Origin of the sequence: Infirmifilum sp. NZ (genome assembly GCF_022693705.1) — an archaeon.
GTDB lineage: Archaea > Thermoproteota > Thermoprotei > Thermofilales > Thermofilaceae > Thermofilum.
This window is the reverse complement of record NZ_CP094288.1, coordinates 594419-614657: the sequence shown is the minus strand read 5'-3', so window position 1 is coordinate 614657 and position 20239 is coordinate 594419. Positions and strand designations below refer to the sequence as shown.

Sequence of the window (20239 nt, the reverse complement as noted above, 5' to 3'; positions counted from 1 at the left end):
AGTTTTAAAACAGCCGAGAAGTTTGGCTCTCGTGCTCTACATCGTGTTCACGACGGGAAGATGCAATCTTAAGTGTGACTACTGCGGTGGAAGTTTTCCGCCTAGGAAGGTGCCTTGGAGCATCTCCTATAACCCTGAAAGTCTCAAAAAGTTAGTTGAGAGGGACCCCGACGCAACCGTGGCATTCTACGGCGGGGAACCCCTCCTCAACTCCCGCTTCATAAAGTGGGTTATGGACAACGTCCGCGCGAAGCACTTCGTCATACAGACTAACGGCACACTCTACAAACTTCTCCCAGATGACTACTGGTTGAGGTTCGACACCGTTCTTCTATCGATCGATGGTAGGCCCAGCACCACGGACAGGCATAGAGGGCAAGGTGTTTACCAGAGGGTCATTGAAGCCGCCAAGCACCTCCGAGAAATCGGCTTTCAAGGCGACCTTGTGGCGCGCATGACGGTTACGGAGGACACAGACATATACGAGGACGTCAAGCACTTGCTTGAGCTGAACCTCTTCAGCCACGTCCACTGGCAGCTTGATGTTGTTTGGAGCGACCGGTGGAATAGCTTCGAGAGGTGGAGGGATGAGAGCTACCTCCCAGGATTGAGGAAGCTGATGAGGGCGTGGATTCTGGAGATCAGAAAGGGCAGGGTTCTGGGAATAGCGCCCTTCAAGGCAATAGCCTCACAGGTCATCTTTGGGAACGTGTACCCAGCCCCGCCCTGTGGGTCCGGCGTGAACTCGGTCTCAGTTCTAACAGATGGGAGAATAACCGCCTGTCCGATAGCGGTTGAGGAGCGGTGGGCGGAGTTGGGAAGGCTGGAGAGGGGTTTCATGCTTAAGAATGCTTGGATACAGGAGCCTTGCATACGGTGCCCTTATTTCAGGTTTTGCGGTGGGCGATGTCTCTACGCGTACATCGAGAGATACTGGGGGGACGAGGGCTTCCAGGCTGTGTGCAAGGCTACAAAGGAGCTCGTGAACATAGTGCTAGCATCGATACCCCTGTTGCTCTCAGCGCTTGACAGGGGCCTCATTAAAAGCGGCGACCTCCTGTACCCCCCTTTCAACAACACAGTGGAAGTCATACCCTGAAAAGTATCCAGTTTTCGGGGCGCAAGCTTAAAAAACAGTGCCCGCGGGTCAAGGGTAATGTTCACCCTCTCCGCAGCCATCGAGGTGGTTTCCCTTACGGCGAGCGGTGCCCTGTCGCCGGGTCCCTTAACCTTCGCGGCCCTGCTGGGAGGAAGGCAGGGCGGGTGGAAATACGGCTTTCTCGCGGCACTGGGGCACATGCTTTTCGAGCTCCCCCTATACCTCCTGCTGAGCCTAGGGGCTTACCATCTGCTTCAGGCAAAAGAGGTAAAGAAGATCGTTTCAGGCGTTGGAGGCCTCGTGATCCTCTACTTCGTGTACCTGGGTCTGCGCGACTTATCCAAAGGCAGCTCGGATAGTAAGGTGAGCGGAGTGAAATTCTCGGGTGCGGGACCCATAGCCGTCGGCTTCACATTCACAGCGCTTAACCCCTACTTCTTAGCTTGGTGGGCCACCATTGGGGTGAAAATGATATCCGACGTTATGGACTCCTCGTTCGGCCTGATAAGCGCGATTTCCTACTACCCGGTTCACGTGTGGATGGACTTCGCGTGGCTGTCTTTTGTAGCCCTCGCGGCGCAAAAGGGGCTCTCTACCTTGCGCACCCTCTCCAGGGCCATCCAACTGCTGTTACTGCTGCTAATGGTGCTTTATGCCTTTGTTTTTCTATCAGAGGCTCTTACATAAATTAGATATAGTTTTTCCAGGTAGATTACGCGCTTGAGTATGCCTCGCGTCGAAGATGTAGCCCTAATTCACGCCCCGAGCGTGTACGACTTCAGACAACTGAAATACGTCCACTATGGACCCATAAGCGACGTTATACCCTCAAAACCAGTGTTCGATATGTACCCCGCCGGCTTCTTCTACCTGGCCTCGTACCTCGAGAAGAGGGGGGTTAAAACGGGGATCTACAACGTTGCGGCTAGAATGGTGAACGAGCCGTCGCTCGACGTGCCTCGCCTCCTCAAAGCGATAAAAGCCAAGGTTTACGGACTGGACCTGCACTGGCTCGTCCACGCCCACGGTACGATAGAGCTTGCGAGAATGCTGAAAGAGATCCACGGCGCCCCAATAGTGGTGGGTGGCCTTTCCGCGACCTACTACTGGCGGGAAATACTCGAAAAGTACAGCTTTATAGACTTCGTCGTCCTCGGGGACACGACGGAGCCGGTATTCTACGAGCTCGTGGAGGCTCTCGAGAAAGGCGACGCGGCAAGGCTCAGGGAAGTACCTAACTTAGCGTTCCGCGAGAACGGCAGAATACGTTACACGGGTATTAGGTACGTGCCCCTAGAGCTCGACGACATTAAGCCCGACTACAGCGTAGTCCTAAGGGTGATGGTGCGTAGCGGCCTGAGGAACTCTCTCCCGTGGAGCTCGTTCCTCAAGCATCCTGTTACAGCAGTGATCACGTACAAAGGATGCCCGTTTAACTGCCTGGGGTGCGGCGGAAGTAATTTCACGTACAGGGTGCTGTTCCACCGGAAAGGGCTCGGCGTGAAGAGTCCAAAAACGCTGGTCGACGAGTTCCGTGAAATAACCGAGAGGCTGAAAGCCCCTATCTTCTTCGTTAACGATCTTCAGCCCCTAGGCAGGAAGTACATAGAGGAGCTCACGTTGCTCCTAAGCCAGGAGAAGAGCGACGTAGAGATCTTCTTCGAGTTCTTCACGCCTCCAACCCGCGATGTGCTAGAGCTCTACCGCCGAGCCGGCGACAAGGTGTACCTCCAGATCTCCCCTGAGTCGCACGACGAGAGAGTCAGAAGAAATTACGGGAGGCCTTACGGAAACGACGCTATCAAGAAGCTCGTGAAGAACGTTAGAGAGCTGGGGTTCGAGCGCCTAGACACCTACTTCATGGTGGGCCTTCCCTTGCAGACACCTGAGAACGTGAAAGGCCTGGGGAACTTCTACCTGGAACTGCACGAGATCGGGAAGGAAACGCTCGATGCTTTCGTCGCGCCGCTCGCACCCTTTGTGGACCCCGGTAGCCCGGCATTTCACTCGCCTCAGAAGTACGGGTACAGGATCCTAGCGCACACCCTTGAGCAGCACCGCCAGCTGCTCTTGGCAGAAAAGTGGTACGGGATGCTGAACTACGAGACGGAGTGTATGACGAGGAGAGACATAGCGGAAGCTACCTACAATGCCGTTGAAGCTCTCACGAGGGCTAAGTTCACCGCGGGAATCATCGACGAGGAGTACTATAACAGTGTGGTGGAGTCGATTAGCAACGCTAGAAAGGGAACGCCTAAGTACGGATTAGATTCTAAGGAGACATTGAAGGAGGAGGAGCTCTATCCGGCAAAGCGCCTGGCGATCAGCTATCTTACAGCAAGGTCCATAGCCGAAATTCTGAAGTGCAAGATCGGTCTCTAGCCTCAAGTCTTCTCCTCGTGAATCTCAAAGTACTCTCCGGCTACTTCCTCGACGATCGCATCCAAACCTCCAACCCTCAAAACCCCGCTCCCCGTATCCACTTTAAAGTGAGCGTAGCCGGCCGGAAGATCTAAAACAGCGTCTACTATTCTGCCCTCCACCTCCACTCTCGCACCCGTATCCACTTCATACCCTCTGGCTTTCAGCCTGAGCTTCTTATCCTCCAAGAGCATGCGTCTCGTCTCGTACAAAGCCATCCTGTGGAAGGTGAACTTCAGGGGAAAATCCCACTTCTCATCGACGACAACCCTCGCGCTGACCCACCTGTTCACGAAGTCATGGGAGAGGTAGTCGACGAGCGTTCTCTCTTCAATGAGGAACCCATGCCTCATGGGTAGAGTGGGCCTAGCCTTTAACACGCCGCCCAAGCCCGAGTCGACAACAACGACAATATCTCCGGAAATCGCCACCCTCAGCTTCCTCAGGAAGGGCATGTCCTCCACTATAAACTTGGCTCCCCTCTCACCCAGGGCGTACGAGAGAACGTAAACGCTCACCCCCCTCTTAATCGCGTCTTCTATCTTGTCGCTCAAGAGGTGTATGAACTTAATGTCCCCCATTACCAGCGCGTCGATCTTCGCCTCGTCCAGCATCTCAGCCATCCTGTTCTTTGCAACCTCGGGCTCTCGGATAATCCAGACACCGAACCTTTCCTCGGGTGTAGGCCTCGAAATGCTCTTCATGTACTCGAGAGCTCTCTTCGCCAACCCGTCAAACTCCTTCATGAACATGCTCAGCAGGATCTCAGGCTTCACCGCACGGTACTTCTTGGGCCTCCCCCCAAGCTCCTCTATATAACCCTTAGAGGAAAGCCTCGTAAGCGCCACGTGAATCTGAGGCCTATGCCTGACAAGGTAGTCCGAGATTTCCGGAGCGCTGAGCGGCCCTTTCTCGAGAAGTATAAGGTACAGCTCGGCCTCTAGCCCGGTGAGCCCGAGCATTTTCAATAGTTGAATAGCACTGTCTCTGGGGGAACCCGGGGTGGGTCCCTCAACAGCTCCCTCGGTCATCCTTATCTCGCCGAAAAGAATCCCCAGTACAGATATTAATACTTATTCATAAGTTATTTATCAAAGCTATCGAAACCATATTTTCTCGCTAGAACATCGTAGAGCTCGGCTATTGCTATCACCGTGTTAGCGACCTCGACTGCCCGACTACCGAAGATGTAGACGTTAGGTTCCACGTGGTCTGCACCCACGTCTATTAGGACGTTGCAGTCGGGACACTCATCTAAAAGCACGGGAGCTGCGGCAGCAACAGGGTTTGCTGACGGGTACTCCTGACTGCTGAACTCCTTGAACTTCAAATCCATGGTTACGAGAGCCTCCTCGATTAGCTTATCATGCTTGATGTTGATAACTGCCCTGTATTTGCCTCCAATCGATAGTAGGATTCCTCCCAGATGCTTACTTGCCCCGAACTCGGGCTTCCTGTACAGTATTCCTCCCTTTTTATCGGGCGAGATTCTTCCCGGAACAGCTGCTATATCGTGGAGGCTTTTAGCACCGGGGACCGCTACCGCTAAGTTCGTGAGAACTTCAGGGATGAGTTTCGGGAAGTGTTTCGATGATGAAAGCACGAGCAGCGCTCTCTCCATGTCTGCCATCACAAGCCCACGACTGACGTCGAGATCCGGGTAAACAACCTTGGTACATATGTAGCACTCGCTTTTCCTCCAACCGTACCTCTCATGCGCCCTGCAAGCATCTCCACTGGCAAGGACTAACCACCAGTACCTGTTCGCCAGAGTTCCGGCCTCATTGATATCTCCTTTGGCTATAAGTTCGGCCACCTTACTCGCTACTGCCTCAATCTCCTTAACTTGAACGTTAATATCCTCCAAGTCCTTCGTTAGAGTGCTCTTCGGGCTTCTGAGGATTTTGCTGACGGCAGCCTGTGTGACTCCGAGAGAGCGAGCTATATCTGTCTGAGAGAACCCCCTTTTACGGAGCTCATGGGCAAGAACCCTCCTGAAAGCTGGGATAAACAGGTTGAAGGCAACTCCTTCTGGGAACATCCTACCTATGTGTCACTCGCAAAAAACGCAGTAATAAATCTTCTTGTTAGAGAACAATTGATGAAAGTATAACTGGTTAATGCACGGCGTTTTCCTCATAACTAGGTTATTAATAATACGGGAAAATTCTACAGATTTTCCAGTAAAGTTTATAAATAGGTTATTGAAAAAAGTTATGAGAATAATGGGGAAGAAGGTAAACGTAATAGAGCTGGTTCTCACTGCGTCCCTCTCTGCAGTCATCGGAGCTATTTTCCTAGTCTGGTCAAACATCGTTTGGGACCTTACAAAGCTTCTGCTGGGCTTGCTATTCGTGCCAATAATCTACGGCATGTGGTTTATAGGCGCAACAGTGCCGGCCTACATTATAAGGAAGCCGGGGGTAGCCTTACTCGGAGAGTTCCTAGCTTCAGTTCTAGAGCTTGCGTACGGCTCCCAGTTCGCGTCGACCGTGCTCCTCTATGGCTTCATGCAGGGCTTAATGTCGGAGCTGGTATTTATGCTCACGAAGTATAAGAGGTGGGGCTGGTTGACAATGGCTTTAGCCGGAGCGGCACCCGCGCTATGGGCAGCGCCAGCTGACACCATTCTCTACGGGATAACCGCACCTTTAACCCCGGAGCAGTGCATCCTCTTCTGGTCTCTCTACTTCGTGAGCGGAGCAACGATAGCTGGCGTGCTTGTAAAAGCAGTAATAGATGCCGTGGTGAAGAATACCTCGATACTTGACGCATTTGAGGTCGCGAAGTCGGTGAAAAATGTTTGAACCTAGTTTCAGTGAAGTCGTTAAGCGTAGCGGTAGGCTTTAAAAACTTCCCCGTACTGAAAGACATTTCTTTCACGCTCGAAAAAGGCGAGGCCCTACTAGTTGTCGGACCAACTGGCGCGGGGAAATCAACCCTCCTATTAACCCTAAGCGGTGTTATACCAGAGCTCGTTCACGGTAAAGTTGAAGGAGAAGTAAGAGTAGCCGGCCACAACCCTACGGAAGAGGGGTTAAAGGGTTTAGCAGGAGACGTTGGCATCGTATTCCAGGACCCGGAAGCCCAGGTCGTTATGGAAACAGTTTTCGACGAAGTCGCGTTCCCCCTAGAGAACCTTCGTTATAGCAAGGATGAGATAACTAGGCGAGTGGAAGATGCCCTGCTCAAAGCGGGTCTCGCAGAGTACTCATCCGAGGAGACAGACCCGCTGTCAACCGGCCTGAAGCAGAGGCTCGCTCTGGCCAGCGCCTTATCCTACGAGCCGAAAGTCCTTCTCCTGGACGAGCCTACGTCGCACATCGACCCTGCTTCTTCAAAGAGAATATACGAGGTGCTGAAGTCGTACAAGGAGAGAGGCGGGGCGCTCATCATGGTGGAGCACAGGCTAGAGTACGTCGAGGGCATTATTGACAAAATTCTCTTCATCGACGCCGGGAAAGGCGTGCTTTGCAGAAATTTCGAGGAGCTCGTAGCCAAGGTCGGCCTAGAAGGCCTCACCGAGGCGGGGATATGGCTCCCCACTCCACTGCTTGGGCGATTTTTCACGAATGCTCCCACGGTTCCAGCCGATCGGCTAATTCCAGGAGCAAATACCGTTGTGAAGACCGTGAACCTAAGTGTAAGAGCCAACGGGAAGCGCATACTAAACAGCATTTCACTTGAAGTGCGGGAAGGCGAGATAGTGGCGATTATAGGTCCCAACGGAAGCGGGAAGACCACCCTTTTAAAAACCTTGGCTGGCTTCACTAGGAGGTATACCGGAGAAGTTAGCGTTCTCGGCGGCCCCCCAGACTACAGTAAGGTCGCCTACACCACGCAGGTACCCGAGCTACAATTCACTGAGCGCACAGTCGCTGAAGAGGTGGCGTCCTCTCTGCTTGTTAGGGGCTTTTCGAAGCAGGAAGCTTTGAAGGTTGCCAGGCGGGAGCTTGAAGCGCGGGGGCTCGCTCACCTGTCCGATAGGCTACTCTATGAGATAAGCCAAGGTGAGAAAAGGCTTATCTCGCTCCTGGAGACAGAGCTGCTTGACAGGAAGCTCTACCTCCTCGACGAGCCGACCTTCGGCCTAGATTTCAAGAATACTCTAAGCGTTTTAAGTTGGGTGAGACGGCTCGCCTCAAAGGGTAAAACTGTGCTGTTCGTCACACACGACTCGTGGGTTCTCCCCTTACTACCTCTTACAGCGGTTGTTGGCTTGTCAGAGGGAACCGTGGTATTCAGAGGAACACTCCAAGAGCTTCTCGTCCGAAAGAACGTGTGGGACCGGCTAGCTTTCCTGCCGCCTGCGGAGTTGGCTGAAGAGTCTAGCGTGAGTGGAGCTGCTAGGGCCATTGAGAATTACAGGAAGAAGGTGGTAGGCGTATATGAGTTCTCTAAGAAGGCTCAACCCCACAGTTAAGCTCATCTCGGTAACGTTGGCGATATTCCACGTAGCTCTCCTGCAAAATGCGTACGTTACACTATCTCACGTAGCCTTCTCTCTCCTCCTCGTCTTCGCGTCAAGGCCGCGGATTAACAGAGCAGTAGTCTTCGGCATTGCATCTACGATTGTAGGGTACACGTGGGTTACCTACACGCTCTACGTGCTCAACTTGAAGCTAGACCCGCATACGGCTCTGGCCAAGACTCTGTTGCTCTCCTCTAGGATAGCCGTCATAGTGCTCTACTCGGTCTTCTTCGCGACGACCACGAAGCCCAGGGACCTAGCCACCTCGCTAACCATGCAGCTGAGGGTTCCCTACGAGTACGCGTTCATGACCTTCGTCACTCTCAGGATGTTTCCGCTGATTAAACGCGACCTAGAGAACGTGCTCGCGTTCAGAAAGGTTAAAGGCTATGTAAGGCTCAGTAAACCCTGGACAGCCATCTTCTCTGTAATAACTCCTCTACTCTTCACCGTGGTTAGGCGAGCCGTACTGATGGGGATCTCCATGGAGGCGAGAGGCTTCGGAAAATTCCCAGAGAGGACCTTCGTAAGCGAGACGCGGGTAGCCCCTCGAGACGTGCTCTTCCTACTGCTTTTCCTCCTTCTCGTAACGTGCACGACCATCCTCTCCTACACCATCGGGGCCCCCGTAGGGTTCTCACTTTAAGATAGCCTCTTTAGCCTTGCGGAAGTCTCTCACACCGTAGATGCAGTTCCAGGGCCTAGCCTCCACCTCCTTTATGTGCTTCCCCCCACCCACCAACACCCCCACGCTCTTCTTCTCGGCAATCACCGCGCCGAGGCTGTACGTGCCACCCATCCCAAGCTGGCTCTGAGTAATCGGCACAATGTGGGCAAAGCCAAACAGGTATCCGAGAAGCGGTCTAACCACCACGATATCGCTCACGGCGTCCTTTCTGACCACCCTCTCCCACTTTCTGAGAAAACCACCTTTAATAACGGCCGACCTTGCCGTGATTCTGTAGACGAAACTCCTCCTGTAGCTGTCCACTCCGAAAGTCCCAGCAACAGACGCCAGACCCAGCACAAAAAGCCTAGTCGCGTACCCTACTTGCCCGGGGTAAAGGAACCTCAGCAGCTCCGTTAGCGCGTAGCTCGTGAGGTTGAAGATGAGAGGTTTGATGTCCACTCGAGCTAGCCAGTTAAGAACGCCGATCAGAGTCGCTATCAATGCCCCAGCCGTGTAGACAAAGCTGTAAGGCTCGCTTAGGCCTGTAGCCCAGTTTAGCACTGGAGCGAGGGGGGACAATGCTGACCTTGCACCCTCAGGCATTGAAACGTAAAGGACGAAGGAGATAATCTGGCTTAGCAGAGGTAGGAAGTAGAGGAGGTACAGTCCCAGGAATGACGCGGGATGAGGCTTACCGCTCCACAGAACCTCCTCGGATTCCATGTGAACAAAAACAACCGTAGAGTTTTTAAACTAACTGCGAGGTTTTTCTCACAACCTCGTTTCTCTCCAACGGTTTTACGAGAAGAGCGGCGAGAAGCACGGAGACGAGCGTCTGCCCGAATATGTCCCTGATGAGGGAGGCGAGAGCCGGGGCAAAACCCTTTATGTACACGTTGACGACGAAGTACGTAAAGCTCATCACGAGGCCCGCCGTGATCATAACCACAACTTGAGTTCGGAGGCTCTTACCCTTCCCCATACCGGCTATAAAGCCCTGGAGCCCGTGAGCCACCAGCGTAACATACCACCTCGGGTAACCAACCACGATGTCAGCTATAGTCGGTCCAAGCAACCCCACTGCGAGGCCCACGTTGCTCCCGAACAGGAGCCCTGCCAGGTAGATTACAGTGTCTCCAACGTGCGTGAAGCCGCCGGTCGGGCTCGGGACCGCTGAAACAGAAGTCAGCGCCGCGGTTAAGGCAGAGAAGATGGCCACTATTGCAAGGAAGACGCTCCACTTTTTCTGGCTCACAAGAGGGTTACTCTCTGAGTGAGACTTAAACTTTACCCTTTAGGAGCTGTTGCACCTTGGAAAGATACCTTGCGACTTTAACGGCCTGGCCGCTAACCTCCACAACTTCGCCCCCCTCTACCACAAAGTGCTTGACCGTTGTACTCCTGCCCGTGACCTTTAAAGCCTCCTCCACCGCGTGGTGCAGGCCCACGCAGTGCGGGGAACCGTCCACGGTCAGCACGGCAACCTCCTCCAGCTCCACCCTGGCGAACATGGAGGCAAGCTTAAGCGCCACCACGTTGAAGTGCTCCGCCTCCAGGCAGACAGCCAGTGGAACTCTACCAGCTCTAAACTTCTCGAAGACCTCAGGATACTCGTCTCTAACACAGGATCCGTACACCAGGACTCTCCTCACATCCCTTATGAGCCTAGAAGCAACATTGGTTTCGGTGAGCCTTCTGTAGGCGAACTCGCTCAAGGCTTCACACCTTTACGCTTGTGAGGCTGTCGAACACGATCTCCCCGCCCAGCTTAATCCTCTCCAGAAGCTCCTCCTCGGAAACCATCCTCTTATCGGGCTCGAGGAGGTGACCGTTCACCAGCAGAAGAGCCGCGGCCTTGACCCTCCTGAGCATCGCGATTGAGAAAAGCGCTGCACACTCCATCTCGACAGTTAAAGCACCAACGCCAGCCCACTTTTCTGCGACACTCCTGTCCTCCGCGTAGAAAGCGTCGCTACTGACGACAGGGCCAGCGTGCACTCTCAACCCCCTCTGGAGCCCCTTAGTGTAAAGCCTCCAAGCCAGTGAAAGGCACGGAGCGGCCGAGACCGTTAAGTCGCCGAAGTACTGTCTAAAGAGCCCCCCGTGAATGTAGTGAGCGGCTGTGGGGACAACGAAGTCCCCGATACTAACTTCCTTACTAATCCCCCCTGTAGTCCCGAGTCTGACAATCGCCCTAGCTCCAGCCTGTATAAGCTCCTCGAATACTATCGCAGCGCCAGGGCCCCCCATACCGTGCGTGGCGACGGTTATCTCCAGACCCCTCCAAGTCCCGTTGTAGACAAGTAGCCCTCTGTTCTCGCTCACAAGCTCAGGTCTGATGAGCATGCTTGAGAGAAGCCTAGCCCTTCCGGGGTCGCCAACCACAACAACGCGGGGTGCCACGCGCATAGCTTTAATGTGAAAAGGCATAATTTTACTTTGCAGACTTAAATTTTATTATTATCGCCTCCTAACCGCGAAGAGAAAACTTTGGTTAGGAGCGCTTTCATCAACCACAATGTACGTCGTGTACTCAGCCCCCAGGGCTTCGCTAAGTTTCTTAGCGGTCGAAAAGCCCTCATGCACCTCGACGACTATTCTCTGGACGTCGTAGTGCTCAAGAGCGGCCTTCGACGCGGATAAGACGCGGTACTCGACCCCCTCGACGTCAACTTTAAGGAGGTCGATTCTTTCAAACCCTGACAGCCGGAAAACATCCTCGAGGGTGATCTTCGGAACCCATCGTTCACCGATGACGCTCGTGTACTCCTCAACGTACCCGCGGAGCAGGGAAGAGTTTACCATGCTTTCCCCCACGTAGAGTTTACCCAAACCTCTTTCACTGTCCACAGCCGAGCACACGACCCTAGCCCTCCCGCTGAGCCCGTGCAGTGCGATATTCCAGTGAGCGTACACACAGGAAAGCGGGTTGGCCTCAACAGCCACGGCCCTGGAACCCCTTGAGAGAAGCAACGACCTAACGGTGAAGAAGCCGAGGTAAGCACCTAAATCCACAATTCGTGACGCTGTTTCAGGCGAGAACTCCGCAAGCCTCTCATAATCCCTGTAGACGAATATGTGCTCCAAGCTACGCCTAGCCTCTCTGACCTCGCCCACGGGGACAACGAACGCGTACGGTGGTAGCAGAACTACGGTGCTGCGGGCTCCGAGCAGCTTCGGAATAGTTGAGATCCGCTCGAGAAAGCCTAGGGAATAAGACAGGGCTTCCATTAAACCTGCCTACAGCCTGACGGAGACTGCGGCGTCAAGGACTGCGCGAGAGGCCCTGTCGACAGCGTCGCGGAGCTCCTCCGCTGTAGCCATCTTCGCATACGCCTCTCCTATAACATCGCTGATGACGAAGGCCGCTCCTGCTTTCACCCCTCGGATCCTCGACAAAACCATTAGCGAGGCGGCCTCCATGTCCACGGCTATCATACCCCGCTTCACCCACTCATTGAGGAAGTCTATACCGGCGTAAAAGTTGTCGCTGCTGATTACCGGTCCCAGGAAGTAGCGCAAGCTATACTCCTCAGCTTTCTCCACCAGTCTATGCAGAACCTCGTAGTCAGGCACAGCGGCCATGCAGTCCCCCCGGGTGTATGTGCTAAGTGTGCCGCCCGGAATGTAAGAAGCCCCAGTAGCGATCACGAAATCGCCGACGCGCATGTCCCTCAGGAACCCCCCACATGTCCCAAACCTGATAATGAGCCTTGCACCGAGCATTATGAGCTCCTCAAATACGATGGAAGCCGAAGGGGCACCGATGCCGTGCGTCGCGACGGTCACGTCAACACCTTTCCACCTGCCAGTGTAGACAAGGAACCCTCTGTTCTCGTTTACCAGCCTCGCCCCCTCCAAAAGGCTTGAGAGTTGCCTTACGCGTGCAGGGTCCCCCGAAGCTATTACTCGAGGAGCGATATCTTCGGGTCGAGCTAGTATGTGTAACGGCTTAGCCATTGCTACAACCGCGCGTTGCTCCTATATTTCCTTTACTCTTATCCTCTTTTCAAGATCGGGATTCTCGTCTAGGGCTCTCCTGAGGACGCTTGTGGCCGCCGCCTCAGCCTGGTGGATGACTCTCTCCTCGTCGAGGCTCACATGCCTCCCCCCACGCACAACAACCTTGCCCTTCACGATGACTGTGTCAACGTCCCCGGCTGTGGCCGAGTACACGACTAGGGAGTAGGGGTTGAACAGTGGCCTAAGATGGGGTTTCTTGGCATCAATCAAGACAATGTCGGCGTCAAAGCTCCTCTTAATGATTCCAGTTCTCAGACCAAGAGACCTGGCAGCACCCCTCGTAGTCATCTCGAGGACATCGTAGGCGCTCCACAGGTTGGGTTTTTCCAGCATCATCCTCTGGCCGTAGACGAGCATACGCATCTCCTCAAAGATGTCTATGTTGTCGTTGTAGCACGGGGCGTCCGTTCCAATCGTCACGCTGCCACCAAGTTGCCAGTAGTCGTAGGCGTGGAAGCGGACACCGGATAGAAAGTATGTGGAAGGGCACTGCACAATAGCGCTGCCGCTGTGCGCCAGGAGAGCCCTCTCCTGCGGGTCAGCGTAGTTCGCGTGAGCAACGATGGTTTTAGCACCTAGTAGCCCCAGCCTCAGAGCGTACCTCACGGGTGTATCCCCCGTCCTCTCGCGAACAACTCTGAGCTCTCTTTCAGTCTGCGCTAAGTGCATGTGAATGAACAGCCCATCTTCCCTCGCTTTCTCAGCCATGAACACGAGGTTCTCCCGGTTCACGGTATCAGTAGCATGGGGGGCGAGAGCGGGCGTCACGAGGCTGTGGCCGCGCCACCTCTTGATGAAGTCAATAGCCTTTGCAAGCTCCACAGGCCCGCTGAAGGGGCCGTCAACGTCCATGTACGTGTGGCCCAGCAGGCCACGGACACCCACCTCCACGACTGCGCGGGCAATCTCATCCATGAAAAAGTAGTGATCAGCCAAGAGTGTGACTCCACTCTTCACAGCTTCAAGCGCGCCAAGTAGGCCAAGCTTGTAGGCTGTCGAACCATCTAAGCTCTTCTCGAGAGGCCAGAAAACGCTGTAAATAACGTCGCTAACGTCCGACGCAAGCCCCCTAAAACCCGCCATCGCGACGTGTGTATGCATGTCAATGAGCCCCGGCAAAGCGATTTTTTCTCGACCATCTATCACCTCGTCAGGCTGTCCGTATGCCGACACTATGCTCGAGTAGTCGCCAATAGCCTCTATTACTCCATCCTTAATAAGCAACGACTGCCTTCTGAGTACACTGCCATACCCATCCATCGTGATTACTAGCTCGGGATTCTTGATTATTATCGAGCTCACGTGGGTATTCTCCTGCACCCTCACTTATGCTTTTGCCAAAACCGAAATCTTCGCACCTTAAGGGCGGGAGCGGTGAGATGACGCTATACCAGGGTATTATCACTGAATTATTATCATAAAACATAGAATTATCCGATAATAAAAACGTAACTTATAAAATAACTTGCTCTAATTTCTACATAAAAGTTACATTAAAATAGAATCAGCTCAACTCACTATTCATGAAAAGTGGTGTGAGGCCAATAAATGTAGAAATAATGGTGAAAGTTAGCAATGCATCATGTGAACTACGAAGCCTGAGCAACGTTTTTCATAATCTATATTCCAAGATATGATTAACGTATTACGTATTCCGTATTACAGAAATCACTGTATAAAATAGATAAATTCTGGGAAAATTTCCAGCTAGGTATTTATCCGGCTCAGCCTTAACTGGAGTAGAAAGAGATAACTTTCAGTTCGCTGTTGCAGTTAGACGATGCTGAAAATATACATGCATCCCCGTTGTGGCGATTCATGGCACGTTTACCAGCTATTGGAGCGAAATTCTCTCCTCAACTTGGTGAAATTGACTAACACCGAAGAGCACCCGTTTCCTGCTTTATCCAAAGGGGTTTTCTCGGTTCCAGCCTTCGAGCTGAAAGATCGGGTTGTCCTCCAGGGATACTTCACTGAAGAAGACGTCATTTTGCTCGCTAAAGATGGCCGCATGCGTATAAAATCGACTAGCGAGGCGTTAGATAGGCTGATGAAAAGCATATTCTCATCATTCCTTGTCGCCGCGGCTGTGTACCTATCAGGAACCTTCAAGGTTCTACTAGACGCCCGAGATTACTTACTGTCAGCGAGCGGAGTGTTCTTTCTTCCGGAACAAGAAACATTCCTTCAAGCGGCCCGGGAGAAACTGGCCCAGGCGTTAATCGACGATTCCAACAGAAAGAGCTTTCACAGAATAATCGCCGGAAACTATGTGCGTGACATCTACTGGTTGACCGGCACGCCTCCGAGGAGAGAGACTATAGAGAAACTCGGTCTCAACTTCTTCCGCGACTGGCTTCTCCTGCGAGCCTCTATCGGTAGGGTTTTCGTACCTCAATCCAGCCTCCCAGCTGGCTTAGACGTAAGAGTGCGTGAAGCGTGGGAGTACACGCTGGAGAAGGCGGACGCCATAGCCGGAAAGGTATTGGAGGAGCAGTCGAAAATACCTAGAGACTGGCTGAGAGCCCAAACCACTTAACACACGCACTTGATCAAGCTTTTGCGCATTTTTCGTCGAGATTTCCACAGGAGGCCTGTTATTTTAAGAGTTTGATGCAGTTTTGCGTTCACAAAACAGCGTATTACCCTTGTACTACGCCTCTGCGCTGTTTTGCAATGACTCTAGGTTTAGATTTATTACGCAAGTCTGCCAGTCTCTTTGAAAACTCGAGCCTTTTAGATTAGCACCTAAGTAACCGCTTAGCAGACCGGGCAAAGGACATAAGGGCTCTGTTAGCTCCGTGCCACCGATGATTCTCGGGCACATTTTACAGGTCGCGCGATCCACAGTAACTTTGACTACAGCACCTTCCCGAATGACCTCAAGCCTTCCCGTGAAGCCCAGAAGTCCATTCAGGAACTCAATTGCCTTAACTGGATCACTCGGGCCTCCGTAGGCTTCTCGAAGACCTTTACCCACTCTATACATGGCGCTCCTCACAATTGCGTACTTCAAAATACCTTCCTCGCAGAATGACATAATTGTCCTGGCTATGAAGTAGTGATGAGGCTGGATACCTCTTTTGAGAACGCTCTCTGCGACCACAATCTCACCTTATTTCGCTCTCCAGGACTTCCGCTGGAACGATGTTTGCCACTCTTAATCCTCTCATATGACCGTTAGCGTCAATATATATCAAAAGGACATGGTCACTGTGGGGAACGGCGACTGCAGTTAGTCCTGAAGGTGAGTTTTTAGCGTCAAGCATAACCTCCGGCCTTATTTCTGTCAGAATTTGACCGTTACACTTTGGGCACCTCACGCGAAGCACTCTTAATCCAATCATTTTTCACTCCCGTGCGGAGGCGCAGAACTCATGTTTATAAAGGATTTAGTTCAAAGCTTCCCATAATTCTCCCAGTGTTCATCACCTTTTCAGGCGCGACCGGCATCCTCACTTCTGCGGATAACCATGCATTCGTGAAGACTGGTTAAGTACTTTACCTTATGGATGCTCTCTCAGTTTTGAACTAAATCCTTTATAAAGCCTGCACTCCCAGCTCTGATCGGTGATAGATGTGCGGGGCTCCTACGTGAACGTAAGGCTGAACATCAACGGGGAGGAGCTGCTAGTGCCCGTGGTGGGCGAGAGCAGCGTCGCCGTCGAGAACCGAGAGCCGCGACCAGCCAAACTGAGGCTGGAGCTCGTCGGAGCAGAGTGGTCCCCAGCGCCCCTTGTGCTCAAAGTCGAGGCTAACGGCAAAGTGGTTTACATCGGGAGGAGCACGAGGAGCGGTGAGTCGTGGAGCTTCCAGGTGCCGCCTAAGGGGAAGGTCACGCTAAGATTCACGGTTGTGGCTCCCCCGCGCTTAGCTATGGCCAGCGCTTCCTCCGTTTCGCTTAGGGTGTCCTTCGAGCAGGCAGCGCCGATCGAGCAGGCGGCGCCGAGGCCCCTTCTACGCGGATAGAAACATATTTGTATATATCTCCCTTTCTTTCAAATGTGAGTGGCACAGAGGAGGTACCGGAGGAGAGGCTCTTTGAGCTGCAAGCCCGGCTGTGCAAGTTCATGAGCCATCCGCTGAGACTACGGCTGCTCGAACTCCTCGAGAGCCAGGAGCGGAACGTCTCAGAGCTTGTCGAGCTTACGGGCGAGCCTCAGCCCGTGGTCTCGAGGCACCTCGCCTACATGCAGCAGCTCGGCATAGTGACGTCCGAGAGGAGGGGCACAAAGGTGTACTACAAGCTCAGGTACCCCGAGCTCAGGGAGGCGTGCAAGATCCTCCGCGGCGTGCTCGTGAAGATACTTAAGGAGGGCAGAAGCCTCGCCCTGATCAGCGAATAGCAGCCACAAGCGTTGTAACAAAGGCGTTGGAAAGGCCTCTAGGGTGCCGAGTGTGGAGAACTGGGTGAAGGGGATCTTAGCCTACACAGCACTGAGCTTTGCCCTCGCTTCATCTATCGACTACGCTTTCGCCTTAACCGCGGACGCTGCTCCCTGGGCGGCTTTAGCGTGGGGCTTCCTGAGGATGTACACGCCTGCCTTAAGCGCGCTGCCCGTTGTACTGCTCGTCGACAGGAGCGGGAGCGTGCTGGAGGCCCTCGGCTTGAGAATGGTGGGAGGGAGGGTTGTCGTCTGGTACTTGCTTGCCCCGTTCCTCGTGCTTCCCCCGCTTGCCCTTTGCCTGCTCTTCGAGGCGCTCCTCGGGAAGCTCGACCTCGCTGGGTTGTCTGCGAGCCTGGGACCTGTCAGGCTGGACCCGCTGGTGGTCCTCTTCCTTACGGTTCTCTCGGGGTACTTCGCTGCAGTCACCGTTAACGCTCTCTTTGCGCTTGGTGAAGAGGTGGGCTGGAGAGGCTACCTGTACCACGCACTGCTCCCGCGTCTCGGGTACTACAAAACCGTTCTAGCGGTCGGCCTAATCTGGGGTTTCTGGCACGCTACTGCTATACTCTGGCTCGGCCATAACTACCCTGTGCACCGCGTGGAGGGAGCGCTCCTGTTCCCCCTCTTCACGGTCCTCCTAACACTCCCCATGTTCTACCTACGGGAGATCTCGGGGAGCGTGCTGCCCGCGGCCAGCTTCCACGGGGCTGTGAACGCGTGGTGGGCGCTCACGGTGCTCGCCGCTCCAACGCTGGGCGACCTTGGGGGAGGAGTAGGGGCGGTCGGCATACTGTCTTGGGCGCTCTACGCCCTCATCTACGCCCTCAGAAAGAGAAAAAAGCCCTTTAAGTAGAAAACGAGACCTTCACTCCGAAGTAGTCTTTGACGTGCGGCTTGAAGAAGTAGTAAAGGATGAGTGCGTTTACCAGTAGTCCTATGACCCCTCTTGGGAGGTCCACTAGCGACGACAAGAGGCCCAGCGCACTGAATATTACTTCGAGCCACCACGCCCATCCTTGGCCGGTCCACAGCCCCCAGCTTATTACGAGCTCGATCCCGCCGAGCACAAGCAGGAAAACGCCTAGGCCTCCCGCTATTAACGCAAGGAAGGGATGGGACATACTTTCTCTCACTATGCTTAGGATTAGCGGTCCTAGAGCTACAAGGGCTAGCCCGGCGAAGATGAATAAGGCTGCTCCAATGAAGCCGAGTATCGCTAGAATCGTTACTCCAGTCGGCCTCACCCTTGGGGGTGGAGGCGGAGGAGGAAGAGTTTGCACTGACATCAGGATCATGTACACGCCCTCCTTAATAAACATTTATCAAGAAAAAGCAAAGGAAAAAAAGTTTTTTAGATCCAACCTCTGAGCTTCATAGCGGTGTAAACTCGCTCAACCGCTAAGACGAAGGCCGCGTCTCGCATCGTGACCTGTCTACCGCTCTTCTCCGCTTTTAGCTTCTCCCACCTGTCAGCGGTTCTCTTGAAGTTCCTCTCCATGATGGAGGCGAGCTTCTGGCGCGTCTCCTCCTCGTCCCAGAACCACCACTGCAGGTTCTCAACCCACTCAAGGTAGGACATTATAACGCCACCGGCGTTCGCCAGGATGTCTGGCACGACCGCGATGAAGTCCTTCCTAGAGTAGAGGATCCTCTCAGCCTCCGGGGTCGTGGGGCCGTTAGCCGCCTCGGCGATCAGCCGTGCTTTGACCTTCCCGGCGTTCCTCTCGGTGATGGTGTTCTCGATGGCCGCAGGGATGAGGATGTCCGCATCGACGTACAGTGAAGCCTCAGGGTCGCTCAGCTTGTTCCCCCTCGGGTAGTTGATGACTTTCCCCGTCTCGTTCTTCACCTTTATTGCTAGCTCAGGGTCGATCCCGTTGGGGTCGTAGACGGTGCCGGAGGTGTCGCTTACTGCCACGACTTTGGCGCCTAGCCTAGTGGCCCAGAGGGCCGCGTACTGCCCAGCGTTGCCGAATCCGTGTATTGTTATTGTCCGTCCCTCAAAGCCGCCCATCCACCTCTCGGCCGCTGCCTTGGCTGCGATGACGGTTCCGTAGCCGGTCGAGTAGAGCCTCACAGGGTTGCCCCAGAGCTCAGGGGGTTTGGCTGTGAAGACGGCGGGTACGTTGTAGCCCTTGAGCTTGCTGTACTCGTCCACCATCCAGGCCATTATCTGCGGGTTAGTGTTCACGTCGGGTGCGGGGATGTCCTGCTCAGGGCCTATGATGGAGGCGATGGCCCTCGCGTAACCCCGGCTCAGCTGCTCCAGCTCGCGCACGCTCATCTTCTTCGGGTCGCACCTGACCGCGCCCTTACCGCCGCCGTAAGGTATGCCAGCCAGCGAGTTCTTCAGCGTCATCCCCATGGCGAGCGCCATGTCGGTCTCGAGGGTGACTTCAGGGTGGAACCTGATGCCTCCCTTGTAGGGCCCGAGGGCGTTGTTGTGCTGGACACGGTAGCCCTCGAAAACTACCAGCTTACCGTTATCCATCCTCACGGGGATTTTGACCATCAGCACCCTGTCGGGCTTGCTGAGGTAGTCGTAGACCTCCTCTGGGAGTCCGGCTAGCTCGATGGATTCCCTGAGCACTTTCAGCATCCAATCGAGGTATGAAGACATTTTAGGTCGTGTTTTACATACATCAAACCTTAATATATATTTTTCTAAAAAAACCTTAAATGAATTACCGCAAGCTTATCCGGAAAGCTACAGGTATTGAAGCGGGCTAGGCTCGGCGATCAGCCGTGTCTACGGCAGATAAATTAAAAATAACCGTTCCGGCAACTAGGTTGCGTGGAGCTTGTAGAGACCCTTGTCATAGTAGGCGTCGTGGTGGCGATGGCACTAGCATTAGCGTTCTTCGCGTCCAGCATGGTCTCCCAGAAGACTGGCGTCGAGCAGTTGGACATACAGTACGCGTTCAACGGTAGCAGCAAGCTCACGATCCATATCAGGAACCGCGGCACTCAGCCGACCTCGGTGACCCTGGTCAGGGTCGATGGACGCGCATACCCGCAGAGCGTGTACATACAGCCCGGCGGGACGGCTACGGTGACTGTGGAGGTGGAGGGCTCTCTACCTGTACACGAAGTGGTTGTCGTAACCTCTTCGGGCACGGAGTACCCGAGGTACGTCAAGCCTTAAACCAAAAGGATTTAAACTGCGA

23 protein-coding genes are annotated in these 20239 nt (G+C 53.9%); 11 read left to right on the top strand and 12 right to left on the bottom strand.

Going from position 1 to position 20239, the window contains the following annotated elements; all coding sequences use genetic code 11:
• The first annotated feature begins 31 nt into the window (after window positions 1-31).
• The 3 genes from MOV14_RS03250 to MOV14_RS03240 are packed head-to-tail and all read left to right on the top strand — an operon-like array spanning window position 32 to window position 3481.
• Window positions 32-1099, top strand: coding sequence for a TIGR04084 family radical SAM/SPASM domain-containing protein (locus MOV14_RS03250; protein WP_318538122.1), 1068 nt, complete (start codon window positions 32-34; stop codon window positions 1097-1099).
• Between the two features lie 57 nt (window positions 1100-1156).
• Window positions 1157-1786, top strand: a complete 630-nt coding sequence (locus MOV14_RS03245; protein ID WP_318537803.1) for a LysE family translocator — start codon at window positions 1157-1159, stop codon at window positions 1784-1786.
• A 39-nt stretch (window positions 1787-1825) separates the two neighbouring features.
• The gene (locus tag MOV14_RS03240; RefSeq protein ID WP_318537802.1) at window positions 1826-3481 is read left to right on the top strand and encodes a TIGR04190 family B12-binding domain/radical SAM domain protein; all 1656 of its coding nucleotides are present in this window, start codon (window positions 1826-1828) and stop codon (window positions 3479-3481) included.
• A 2-nt stretch (window positions 3482-3483) separates the two neighbouring features.
• On the opposite strand, the gene MOV14_RS03235 is transcribed toward MOV14_RS03240, so the two are convergent.
• Both MOV14_RS03235 and MOV14_RS03230 read right to left on the bottom strand, forming a co-directional pair.
• Complete coding sequence (locus MOV14_RS03235) at window positions 3484-4551, bottom strand: TrmB family transcriptional regulator (RefSeq protein WP_318537801.1); 1068 nt, start codon at window positions 4549-4551, stop codon at window positions 3484-3486.
• A gap of 53 nt (window positions 4552-4604) precedes the next feature.
• A complete protein-coding gene (locus MOV14_RS03230; RefSeq protein ID WP_318537800.1) occupies window positions 4605-5561 on the bottom strand; it encodes a thiamine-phosphate synthase family protein in 957 nt (318 codons plus the stop codon).
• A 184-nt stretch (window positions 5562-5745) separates the two neighbouring features.
• On the opposite strand from MOV14_RS03230, the gene MOV14_RS03225 reads away from it, so the two are divergent.
• From MOV14_RS03225 to MOV14_RS03215, 3 genes are read left to right on the top strand one after another with little or no spacing between them, the layout of a single operon-like run.
• A complete protein-coding gene (locus MOV14_RS03225; RefSeq protein WP_318537799.1) occupies window positions 5746-6327 on the top strand; it encodes an ECF transporter S component in 582 nt (193 codons plus the stop codon).
• Window positions 6324-7943, top strand: coding sequence for an ABC transporter ATP-binding protein (locus tag MOV14_RS03220; RefSeq protein WP_318537798.1), 1620 nt, complete (start codon window positions 6324-6326; stop codon window positions 7941-7943). Before MOV14_RS03225 ends, MOV14_RS03220 begins: the two co-directional genes overlap by 4 nt.
• Window positions 7909-8637, top strand: coding sequence for an energy-coupling factor transporter transmembrane component T family protein (locus MOV14_RS03215; protein WP_318537797.1), 729 nt, complete (start codon window positions 7909-7911; stop codon window positions 8635-8637). The genes MOV14_RS03220 and MOV14_RS03215 overlap by 35 nt, the downstream gene beginning before the upstream one ends.
• Here the strand turns inward: MOV14_RS03215 and MOV14_RS03210 are convergent.
• From MOV14_RS03210 to MOV14_RS03180, 7 genes are read right to left on the bottom strand one after another with little or no spacing between them, the layout of a single operon-like run.
• Complete coding sequence (locus MOV14_RS03210; protein ID WP_318537796.1) at window positions 8629-9384, bottom strand: PH domain-containing protein; 756 nt, start codon at window positions 9382-9384, stop codon at window positions 8629-8631. The genes MOV14_RS03215 and MOV14_RS03210 overlap by 9 nt on opposite strands.
• 25 nt (window positions 9385-9409) lie before the next feature.
• Window positions 9410-9916: an ECF transporter S component gene (locus MOV14_RS03205; RefSeq protein WP_318537795.1), complete on the bottom strand. Its 507-nt coding sequence runs from the start codon at window positions 9914-9916 to the stop codon at window positions 9410-9412.
• Window positions 9917-9941: 25 nt separating this feature from the next.
• Complete coding sequence (locus MOV14_RS03200; protein ID WP_318537794.1) at window positions 9942-10376, bottom strand: hypothetical protein; 435 nt, start codon at window positions 10374-10376, stop codon at window positions 9942-9944.
• A gap of 4 nt (window positions 10377-10380) precedes the next feature.
• Window positions 10381-11091: a purine-nucleoside phosphorylase gene (locus MOV14_RS03195; RefSeq protein ID WP_318537793.1), complete on the bottom strand. Its 711-nt coding sequence runs from the start codon at window positions 11089-11091 to the stop codon at window positions 10381-10383.
• Between the two features lie 30 nt (window positions 11092-11121).
• On the bottom strand, window positions 11122-11892 hold the full coding sequence (locus MOV14_RS03190) for an FkbM family methyltransferase (protein WP_318537792.1): 771 nt from the start codon (window positions 11890-11892) through the stop codon (window positions 11122-11124).
• 9 nt (window positions 11893-11901) lie between these two features.
• Complete coding sequence (locus tag MOV14_RS03185; RefSeq protein ID WP_318537791.1) at window positions 11902-12621, bottom strand: purine-nucleoside phosphorylase; 720 nt, start codon at window positions 12619-12621, stop codon at window positions 11902-11904.
• Window positions 12622-12642: 21 nt separating this feature from the next.
• On the bottom strand, window positions 12643-13986 hold the full coding sequence (locus tag MOV14_RS03180) for an amidohydrolase family protein (RefSeq protein WP_318537790.1): 1344 nt from the start codon (window positions 13984-13986) through the stop codon (window positions 12643-12645).
• A 478-nt stretch (window positions 13987-14464) separates the two neighbouring features.
• Between MOV14_RS03180 and MOV14_RS03175 the strand changes: the two genes are divergently transcribed.
• Window positions 14465-15223, top strand: coding sequence for a hypothetical protein (locus tag MOV14_RS03175; RefSeq protein WP_318537789.1), 759 nt, complete (start codon window positions 14465-14467; stop codon window positions 15221-15223).
• A gap of 114 nt (window positions 15224-15337) precedes the next feature.
• Here the strand turns inward: MOV14_RS03175 and MOV14_RS03170 are convergent, their stop codons facing one another.
• The gene (locus MOV14_RS03170) at window positions 15338-15790 is read right to left on the bottom strand and encodes a hypothetical protein (protein WP_318537788.1); all 453 of its coding nucleotides are present in this window, start codon (window positions 15788-15790) and stop codon (window positions 15338-15340) included.
• A 464-nt stretch (window positions 15791-16254) separates the two neighbouring features.
• On the opposite strand from MOV14_RS03170, the gene MOV14_RS03165 reads away from it, so the two are divergent.
• From MOV14_RS03165 to MOV14_RS03155, 3 genes are read left to right on the top strand one after another with little or no spacing between them, the layout of a single operon-like run.
• Window positions 16255-16653: a hypothetical protein gene (locus MOV14_RS03165; protein WP_318537787.1), complete on the top strand. Its 399-nt coding sequence runs from the start codon at window positions 16255-16257 to the stop codon at window positions 16651-16653.
• Window positions 16654-16688: 35 nt separating this feature from the next.
• Complete coding sequence (locus tag MOV14_RS03160; protein WP_318537786.1) at window positions 16689-17030, top strand: ArsR/SmtB family transcription factor; 342 nt, start codon at window positions 16689-16691, stop codon at window positions 17028-17030.
• Window positions 17031-17082: 52 nt separating this feature from the next.
• Complete coding sequence (locus tag MOV14_RS03155) at window positions 17083-17925, top strand: CPBP family intramembrane glutamic endopeptidase (RefSeq protein ID WP_318537785.1); 843 nt, start codon at window positions 17083-17085, stop codon at window positions 17923-17925.
• Here MOV14_RS03155 and MOV14_RS03150 read toward each other — a convergent pair.
• Both MOV14_RS03150 and MOV14_RS03145 read right to left on the bottom strand, forming a co-directional pair.
• Complete coding sequence (locus MOV14_RS03150; protein ID WP_318537784.1) at window positions 17918-18391, bottom strand: hypothetical protein; 474 nt, start codon at window positions 18389-18391, stop codon at window positions 17918-17920. The genes MOV14_RS03155 and MOV14_RS03150 overlap by 8 nt on opposite strands.
• A 32-nt stretch (window positions 18392-18423) precedes the next feature.
• Entirely contained in the window at window positions 18424-19692 is a 1269-nt protein-coding gene (locus MOV14_RS03145) for a Glu/Leu/Phe/Val family dehydrogenase (protein ID WP_318537783.1), read from the bottom strand.
• A gap of 174 nt (window positions 19693-19866) precedes the next feature.
• Here MOV14_RS03145 and MOV14_RS03140 point away from each other — a divergent pair, with 174 nt between their 5' ends.
• A complete protein-coding gene (locus MOV14_RS03140) occupies window positions 19867-20217 on the top strand; it encodes a hypothetical protein (protein WP_318537782.1) in 351 nt (116 codons plus the stop codon).
• Window positions 20218-20239 lie beyond the last annotated feature (22 nt).